This window comes from Collinsella sp. AF02-46-1 (assembly GCF_003465825.1).
Taxonomy (GTDB): Bacteria; Actinomycetota; Coriobacteriia; order Coriobacteriales; family Coriobacteriaceae; genus Collinsella.
Genome location: NZ_QSBV01000032.1, coordinates 1 through 8,343, shown reverse-complemented (window position 1 = coordinate 8,343; position 8,343 = coordinate 1). Strand labels below are relative to the sequence as shown.

General features: G+C 60.8%; 6 protein-coding genes. All 6 read left to right on the top strand.

All coding sequences use genetic code 11. The features are described from left to right. The first annotated feature begins 234 nt into the window (after window positions 1–234). The 6 genes from rpmE (at window position 235) to DWV20_RS09495 (ending at window position 7,948) form a co-directional block, all read left to right on the top strand. A complete protein-coding gene (rpmE, locus tag DWV20_RS09520) occupies window positions 235–648 on the top strand; it encodes a 50S ribosomal protein L31 (protein WP_117638071.1) in 414 nt (137 codons plus the stop codon). A gap of 307 nt (window positions 649–955) precedes the next feature. Then, window positions 956–3,763, top strand: coding sequence for a preprotein translocase subunit SecA (gene secA / locus DWV20_RS09515; protein ID WP_117757883.1), 2,808 nt, complete (start codon window positions 956–958; stop codon window positions 3,761–3,763). Continuing rightward, complete coding sequence (gene prfB, locus DWV20_RS09510; protein WP_118256874.1) at window positions 3,763–4,911, top strand: peptide chain release factor 2; 1,149 nt, start codon at window positions 3,763–3,765, stop codon at window positions 4,909–4,911. Before secA ends, prfB begins: the two co-directional genes overlap by 1 nt. A gap of 165 nt (window positions 4,912–5,076) precedes the next feature. Continuing rightward, window positions 5,077–5,967 carry a YitT family protein gene (locus DWV20_RS09505; protein ID WP_117564199.1) on the top strand — a complete coding sequence of 297 codons (891 nt, stop codon included), beginning with the start codon at window positions 5,077–5,079 and terminating at the stop codon, window positions 5,965–5,967. Between the two features lie 207 nt (window positions 5,968–6,174). After that, window positions 6,175–7,005 (top strand): transketolase, encoded by an 831-nt coding sequence (locus tag DWV20_RS09500; protein ID WP_117638068.1) that lies wholly within the window; start codon window positions 6,175–6,177, stop codon window positions 7,003–7,005. A gap of 1 nt (window position 7,006) precedes the next feature. Beyond that, on the top strand, window positions 7,007–7,948 hold the full coding sequence (locus DWV20_RS09495) for a transketolase family protein (RefSeq protein ID WP_006235309.1): 942 nt from the start codon (window positions 7,007–7,009) through the stop codon (window positions 7,946–7,948). Window positions 7,949–8,343 lie beyond the last annotated feature (395 nt).

The window sequence follows — 8,343 nt, the reverse complement described above, 5'->3', positions numbered from 1 at the left end:
TCCTCGCAGACGCTCAAGCAGGAATACCTCGATACATACGAGAGATGAATGTGGGGGAGTGTTCGGATGAAGTTGATATTTAAGGTCCAGCTCGTGTCGTTCCGAAAAGACCGTGAACCTTTTGTGGGACACGCGGCGCCGTGGTACCATAGCCGAGTTTGTTGTCTTGGTCGGAAACCAAGACGCCTTATGCGCTGATCGGTAACCAGCGCCTGACCAATAAGGAGTCCTACCATGAAGCAGGGTATCCATCCCCAGTATGTCGAGTGCACGGTGACGTGCTCCTGCGGCAACACCTTCAAGACGCACGCTACCGTGTCCGAGATGAAGGTTGAGCTTTGCAACGAGTGCCACCCGTTCTACACCGGCCAGCAGAAGTTCGTCGACACCGGTGGACGCGTCCAGCGCTTCGCCGACAAGTTCGGTGGCGCCGCTGCCGCCCAGCTCAAGAAGGCTGAGGAGGCCAAGGCTGCCAAGGCCGCCAAGGCTGCTGAGGCCGAGGCCGCTCGCAAGGCCGCCGCTGAGGCTAAGGCCGCCGAGAAGGCTAAGCGTGCTGCTAAGTTCGCCGAGGAGGCTGCCAAGCAGGCTGCAGAGGCTCCCGTCGAGGAGGCCGCTGCCGAGGCCGAGACCACCGAGGCTGCTGAGTAAATAGCTCGCCGCGGAATCACTCGCATTCATGGCATAAGGGCCGTGCATCCGTTTGGGTGCGCGGCCCTTTTCTTTTTATTGGTGCAAACTAACCTGTCCCCGTGGCACCACATGGCAGAGAGACGGCGTTTGCTCAGATAAAACTTGCCAAAATAAACCTGTCCCATTGTGGCAGGTTGGTCATAGTTATTACGTGGCGGTCGAGGTCGACCGTATAGGCCGCGCCTTGTTTGGCTAAAGTACAATCATCTGTGTTTAACTCGCCCGCAGCTGCACGGCGTGGGCGATGGCCAAAAAGGAAAACCACATGGGATTCATGTCAAAGCTGCTGTCCTTTGGATCCGATAAGGACCTTAAGCGCTACTACAAGATCGTCGACCAGATCAACGGTCTTGAGCCCCAGTTTGAGAAGATGACCGAGGAGGAACTCCGCGGCCAGACCGATAAGTTCCGCGAGCGTTACGCCAACGGCGAGTCGCTTGACGACATGCTCCCCGAGGCCTTTGCCACCGTGCGTGAGGCTTCCAAGCGCACCATGGGTATGCGCCACTTTGACGTGCAGCTCATTGGCGCCATGGCACTGCACGAGGGCCACATCGCCGAGATGAAGACCGGCGAAGGTAAGACCCTCGTCTCCACGTTGGCTGGCTATCTCAACGCTATTGCCGGCAAGGGCGTGCACGTCGTTACTGTCAATGATTACCTTGCCAAGCGCGACTCCGAGTGGATGGGCCGCATCTATAAGTACCTGGGCATGACCGTCGGTCTGCTCCAGAACAACATGCCGCTCGAGCTCAAGCGTCCGGCCTACCAGGCAGACGTCACCTACGGCACCAACTCCGAGTTCGGTTTCGACTACCTGCGCGACAACATGGTCACCCGCCCCGAGCAGCGCGTACAGCGCGGCCACAACTACGCCATCGTCGACGAGGTCGACTCCATCCTGATCGATGAGGCCAGGACGCCGCTCATCATCTCGGGCGCCGGCACCAAGTCGGCCAGCACCTACAAGGACTTTGCGCGCGCCGTGCGCGGCCTGGAGCGCGGCGAGGACGTGTCGCATGACATGCTCACCGCCACCGAGGATGTGGAGCCCACGGGCGACTACGTCATGGACGAGGCCAAGCACACCATTGCCGCCACCGAGCGCGGCCTTAAGAAGATCGAGCGCCGTCTGGGTATCGAGGATATCTACGCCGACCTTTCGGGCCAGCTGGTCAACCACCTGCAGCAGGCGCTGAAGGCCCAGTACATGTTCCATCGCGACAAGCAGTACGTGGTCACCAACGGCGAGGTTAAGATCGTCGACGAGTTTACCGGCCGCATCATGGAAGGCCGCCGCTATTCCGAGGGCCTGCACCAGGCCATCGAGGCCAAAGAGGGCGTGCTCGTGCGCGAGGAGAACCAGACGCTGGCAACCATCACCCTGCAGAACTATTTCCGTCTGTATGACAAGCTCTCCGGTATGACCGGTACGGCACTCACCGAGGATGCCGAGTTCCGCGAGATCTACAAGCTACCCGTCGAGGTCATCCCCTCCAACAAGCCCGTGCAGCGTGTTGACCACGAGGACCTGGTGTACCGCACCATCCAGGCCAAATACAACGCCGTTGCCGACGACGTCGAGCGACGTCACGCCAAGGGCCAGCCGGTCCTGGTGGGCACCGTCTCCATCGAAAGCTCCGAGAAACTGTCGGCCGCCCTCACCAAGCGCGGCATCGCGCACGAGGTCCTCAACGCCAAGCACCACGAGCGCGAGGCCCATATCGTTGCCCAGGCTGGTCGCTATGGCGCCGTGACCATCGCTACCAACATGGCCGGCCGCGGTACCGACATCTTGCTGGGCGGTAACCCCGACGAGCTGGTGCGCGAGCGCCTGGAGTACGAGGGCCTGACCATGGAGGACGTAACGCCCGAGCAGCTTGAGCAGTTTAACGCCGAGGCCAAGGAGACTTGCAAGGCCGAGCGCGAGCGCGTTCTTGCCGCCGGCGGCCTGACCGTTATCGGCACCGAGCGCCACGAGTCCCGCCGTATCGACAACCAGCTGCGCGGCCGTTCCGGCCGTCAGGGCGATCCGGGCGAGACCCAGTTCTACCTGTCGCTCGAGGACGATCTGATGCGTCTGTTTGGCGGCGACAAGATGGACCGCGTCTCCAAGATGATGGTCACGGCTGACATGGGCGACGATATGCCCATCCAGCACAAGATCATCTCCAAGGCTGTCGAGAGCGCCCAGCACAAGGTCGAGAGCATCAACTTCTCCATGCGTAAGAGCGTCCTTGAGTACGACGACGTCATGAACAAGCAACGCCAGGTCATCTACGCCGAGCGCAATAAGATTCTGGACGGCAAGGATCTGACCGACCACATCACCGAGGTCATGCACGATACCGTGTACCGCTGCGTGCAGGAGTTCTGCACCAAGGACAGTCACGATGGCGAGCGCGACCTGGAGGGCCTGCGCAAGTGGGTTGTGGAGCTCACCGGCCACATCGATACGCCGAAGTTCCCCGACGAGGATTATGAGGCCCTAGCTGCCGATGTCCTGGCTTACGTAGAGAAGTGCTACAACATGAAAGCCGAGCGCTTGGGCGAGGACCTGATGCGCGAGCTCAACACCCAGGTCATGCTGCGCGTCATCGATACCCGCTGGATGAACTACCTGCAGGAGATGGACTACCTCAAGACCGGCATCGGCCTGCGCGGCTTTGGCCAGCGCGACCCGCTGGTCGAGTACAAGACCGAGGCCTACGGCGCGTTCCAGATACTCGTCGACACCATGTACGAGGATTACCTGCGCACGGTTCTGCGCATCGAGATCAAGGCTGCCCCGCGTGTCGTGGAGCACAAGGAGGAGCCCGCGCTCGAGGGTGCGCACTTCTCCGGTCCTGCCGAGGTCGATGGTGACAACGGCGACTCGGTGCTGCGCAAGCAGGCGCAGGTGCAGGCCCGCACGGCTGTCCAGGGTGGTCCGGCTGCCGTCAACAACGGTGGCAAGGTGACGACCTACCGCAAGTCCGAGAGCGACGATCCGTACGTCAACGTGGGCCGCAACGACCCGTGCCCTTGCGGTAGCGGTAAGAAGTTCAAGTACTGCCACGGCAGGAATCGTTAATGGCTGAGGCTTTAGAGGTAACGCCCGCCGAGCTGGACGCGTTTGCGGACCGGCTCGGTGAGGTTGAGTCGTACCTCCATTTGGACGAGAAGCGCACCCGCGTAACGGAGCTCGAGGCCAAAAGCGTCGCCCCGGGCTTTTGGGACGACGCCGATGCCGCTCGCGCCACGATGGAGGAGATCGCGCGCACCAAGGAAGACATCGCTGCCGTGGACACCGCGCGCGGCGAGCTTTCCGATGCCCGCGCTGCGCTGGAGCTTGCCGAGGAGATGGGGGATGACCCCGACGTCGTCGCATTGCGCGAGGAGGCTGCCGCTACGGCAGAACGCCTGGCCCGCGCCATCGACGAGCTTGAGCTTGCGAGCTGGTTTACCGGGGAGTTCGACCATGGCGACGCGATTGTGACCATCAAGCCCGGGCAGGGTGGTTTGGAGGCCCAGGATTGGACCTTCATGCTCTTTAAGATGTACATGAAGTACTGCCAGCGCCGCGGTTGGAAGGTCACCATCAACGATTGCCCCGCGGCCGAGGTCATTGGCATTGATCGCGCGACCTTTACCGTCGAAGGCAAGGATGCTTTTGGCATGCTTCGCGCCGAGGCCGGTGTCCACCGCCTGGTGCGCATTAGCCCCACCGACGACAAGAAGCGCCGCCAGACCACGTTTGCCGGCGTCGAGGTCATTCCGGTGCTGCCCGACGATATCGATATCGAGATCAACCCCGACGACATCCGCGTCGACGTGTACCACGCAAGTGGCCCGGGTGGCCAGGGCGTAAACACCACCGACTCCGCCGTGCGCGTGACGCATTTCCCCAGCGGCATTGTGGTTACCTGCCAAAACGAGCGCAGCCAGATCCAGAACAAGGCCGCGTGCATGCAGATCCTCAAGGCTCGCCTGTACGAGATTGAGCTCGAGAAGCGTGCCGAGGCCCTGGACGAGATTCGCGGACCCAAGACCACGATTGGTTTTGGCAACCAGATCCGCAGCTACGTGCTCTACCCGTACCAGATGGTTAAGGACCTGCGTACGGGCGTGGAGACCAGCAACGTCGAGGCCGTTCTTGACGATGGCGATTTGGATCCGTTTGTGATTGGCTATCACCGTTGGGCTACCGGCAACGCCGATGTAGAAGGCTCGGAGATCTAAAACATCGGGCGGCTTCAAGCCGATGCTAAGCCCAACGGTTGGACGGGTTTGTATTCGGAATAAACCCTGCGCAGGGGTGGTTTTTGTCCGGCGAATCGGTAGAATCGAATACAAGAAGAAGTTCAAAGCGCATCCGATGGGGTGCGCTTTTTTGAGGGAGGCAGCATGGCATATCGTCTGGACATTAAGCGCATTCTTTCGATGAACTTCTTTCACGACCTGCCCCAGATTATGTTGGGGTGCGCTCTGGCCGCTATTGCGACCGACCTGTTTTTGATTCCTAACGGCCTTGCTGCCGGTGGCGTTACGGGCCTTGCCACCATTATCCAGGCGGTCGGCGCATCGCGCGGTCTATCGCTTCCCGTTGGTATTCAGACGATCGTGATGAACGCCTTGCTGCTGCTGGTCGTTATGCGCGAGGGCGGCATGTTCTACGTGGTGCAGACGGCGACAGGCTTTGTGCTGCTGGGCTTTTTCACCGACCTGTTCGCTCCGTTTGTGGCGCCGCTGGCACATGCCGATCTGATGCTGCCCGCTATGTGGGGCGGCATCATCACGGGCATCGGTTATGGCATGGTGCTGCGCGCCGGCGCCAACACCGGCGGCTCGGACACGATTGGCCAAATCATCTCGCGTAATACCTCGCTGCCCGTGGGCTCGACCGTCATGGCGATCGATGTTGCCGTATGTGCGCTGTCGGCTCCGGTCTTTTCAATCGAAAATGCACTATATGCAGGCCTTTCGATGGTCATTAGCGGCTACGTGATCGATGCCGTGGTCGATGGTGGCAACAAGCGTCGTATGGTACTCATCATCTCGGACAAGTTCCCTGATATCGCTGCCGATATTATGTATGGCCTGGGTCGTGGTTGTACCAAGTTTAAGGCGACTGGCATGTATTCGGGTGCCGAGAAGCCGGTGATCATGGTCATCGTGAGCCGTCGAGAGCTCAATACCCTTAAGACGATCGTGCGCGAGCGCGATCCTCACGCCATTGTGACGGTCGCTGACGTTACGGAAGCCTTCGGCGAGGGATTCAAGGACATTAGCGCGTAGGGGCGACCGCGTTCCATCCAAAAGACGTTCACATTGATAAACCGTTTCATCAGCGGTTCTGCCTGCTAAATTGTTCAAATAATGATAAAAAATCTGGTAAAGCCATCAGTTTCCAGCATAATGAATGACGTACGTGCATTGCGGCTGTGTTGGGATTACCTTCGGTGCCGTGCGCATCTTGTCTAAAGAGGATGAAAGGAAGGCACAATGAGCGACGAAGAGCTCAAAAAGGTTGCCAACGAGGTAAGGAAGGGCATCGTCACCGGCGTGCACGCTGCCAAGTCCGGCCATCCGGGCGGTTCGCTCGGTGCTGCCGACATCATGACCTATCTGTACTTTGAGGAAATGAACGTCGACCCGTCCGATCCCCGCAAGGCCGATCGCGACCGTTTTGTGCTCTCCAAGGGCCATTGCGCTCCGGGCTTGTACGCCGTGCTCGCCGAGCGCGGGTTCTTCCCCAAGGAGGATCTTGAGACGCTGCGCCACATCGGCAGCCACCTGCAGGGTCACCCCAACATGAACGACACCCCGGGCGTCGACATGTCCACCGGCTCGCTCGGCCAGGGCATTTCCGCCGCCGTGGGCATGGCCGTTGCCGCCAAGCACTGGGGCGATACTTATCGCACGTACGCCCTGCTGGGTGATGGCGAGAGCGAGGAGGGCCAGGTCTGGGAGGCCGCCATGTTTGCCGGCAACCAGCAGCTCGATAACCTCTGCGTGATCGTCGACCACAACGGCCTTCAGATTGACGGTCCCGTCGAGGAGGTCAACGACCCCATGCCGCTCGCCGACAAGTTCCGCGCGTTCAAGTTCCACGTGGTTGAGCTCGCCGACGGCAACGACTTCGACCAGATCCGCGCCGCCTTTGCCGAGGCTCGCGCCACCAAGGGGCAGCCGACCGCCATTATCGCCGAGACCACAAAGGGCAAGGGCGTGTCCTTTATGGAGAACCAGGTTGGCTGGCACGGCAAGGCCCCCAACGATGAACAGTTTGAGCAGGCCATGGCAGAGCTCACGGCCGCCGGAGAGGAGCTCTAGGATGGCAGACGTCAAGAAAATCGCCACGCGTGTAAGCTACGGCGAGGCCCTCGTCGAGCTCGCCAACGAGCACGATGACTTTGTGGTCCTCGACGCCGACCTGGCCGCCGCCACGCAGACCGGTAAGTTTAAGGCCGCTTGCCCCGACCGCTTCTTCGATGTGGGCATTGCCGAGAGCAACCTTATGGGCGTCGCCGCCGGTATCGCGACCACTGGTCGTGTTGCCTTCGCGAGTACCTTTGCCATGTTCGCTGCCGGTCGCGCCTTTGAGCAGGTCCGCAACTCCATCGGCTACCCGCACCTCAACGTTAAGATCGGTGCCACGCACGCCGGCATCTCGGTGGGCGAGGACGGCGCCACGCACCAGTGCTGCGAGGATATCGCCCTCATGCGCGTCATCCCCGGCATGACCGTAATTGTTCCCGCCGACGACGTGGAGGCCCGCGCCGTGACGCGCGCCGCCTACGAGTGCGACGGTCCGGTGTACATGCGCTTCGCCCGTTTGGCCTCGCCGGTTATCAACGACCCCGAGACCTACAAGTTCGAGTTGGGTAAAGGCATTGTCATGCGCGAGGGCGCCGATGTGACCATCATCGCCTGCGGCCTGATGGTCGGCGAGGCTCTCGAGGCCGCCGAGCAGCTCGCTGCCGAGGGCATCGACGCCGAGGTCATCAACATGCACACCATCAAGCCCATCGATGCCGACCTGATCGTCAAGAGCGCCACCAAGACCGGCCACGTCGTGACCGTCGAGGAGCACTCTGTGATCGGTGGCCTGGGCAGCGCCGTTGCCGACGTCCTGTGCGAGCAGTGTCCGACGCCGCTCAAGAAGATCGGCGTCAACGACACCTTCGGTGAGTCTGGCCCGGGTGCCGAGCTCCTGCACAAGTACGGCCTGGACGCCGCCAACATCGTGGCGACCACCAAGGAGTTCTTGGCATAAGGCAAGGCGAGGCAAAGCATCGCTTCGACAACCGCAAACAAGCCAGAACAGGGGCGTCCTCAAAGAGGGCGCCCCTGTTTATGCTGAATTTAAATTAGAGTCCTGCCAAGCAAAGTTCCCATGGGGAAACGGGCCCATCCCAACAAAGTGCAATTCAGACCCTTCCAACTTTGTATGCGCAGCATCTCAAGTTGGTGCGTCGGCCCCATAGTAGCCGCAGGCCGGGCGCAGGGTTACCTCCCAAATCTTTCCGCAGCGCAGGCCGGCGTTTGTCCGCAGCTCCGCAGGAGCAGGACAAATGCCGGCCATGCGCGAGGACGATTTGGGAGGTAACCCTGCGCCCGGCCGGTGAGAGGTTGATTTCCGATCTCAGCCGAACACATTGAGCAAATAGG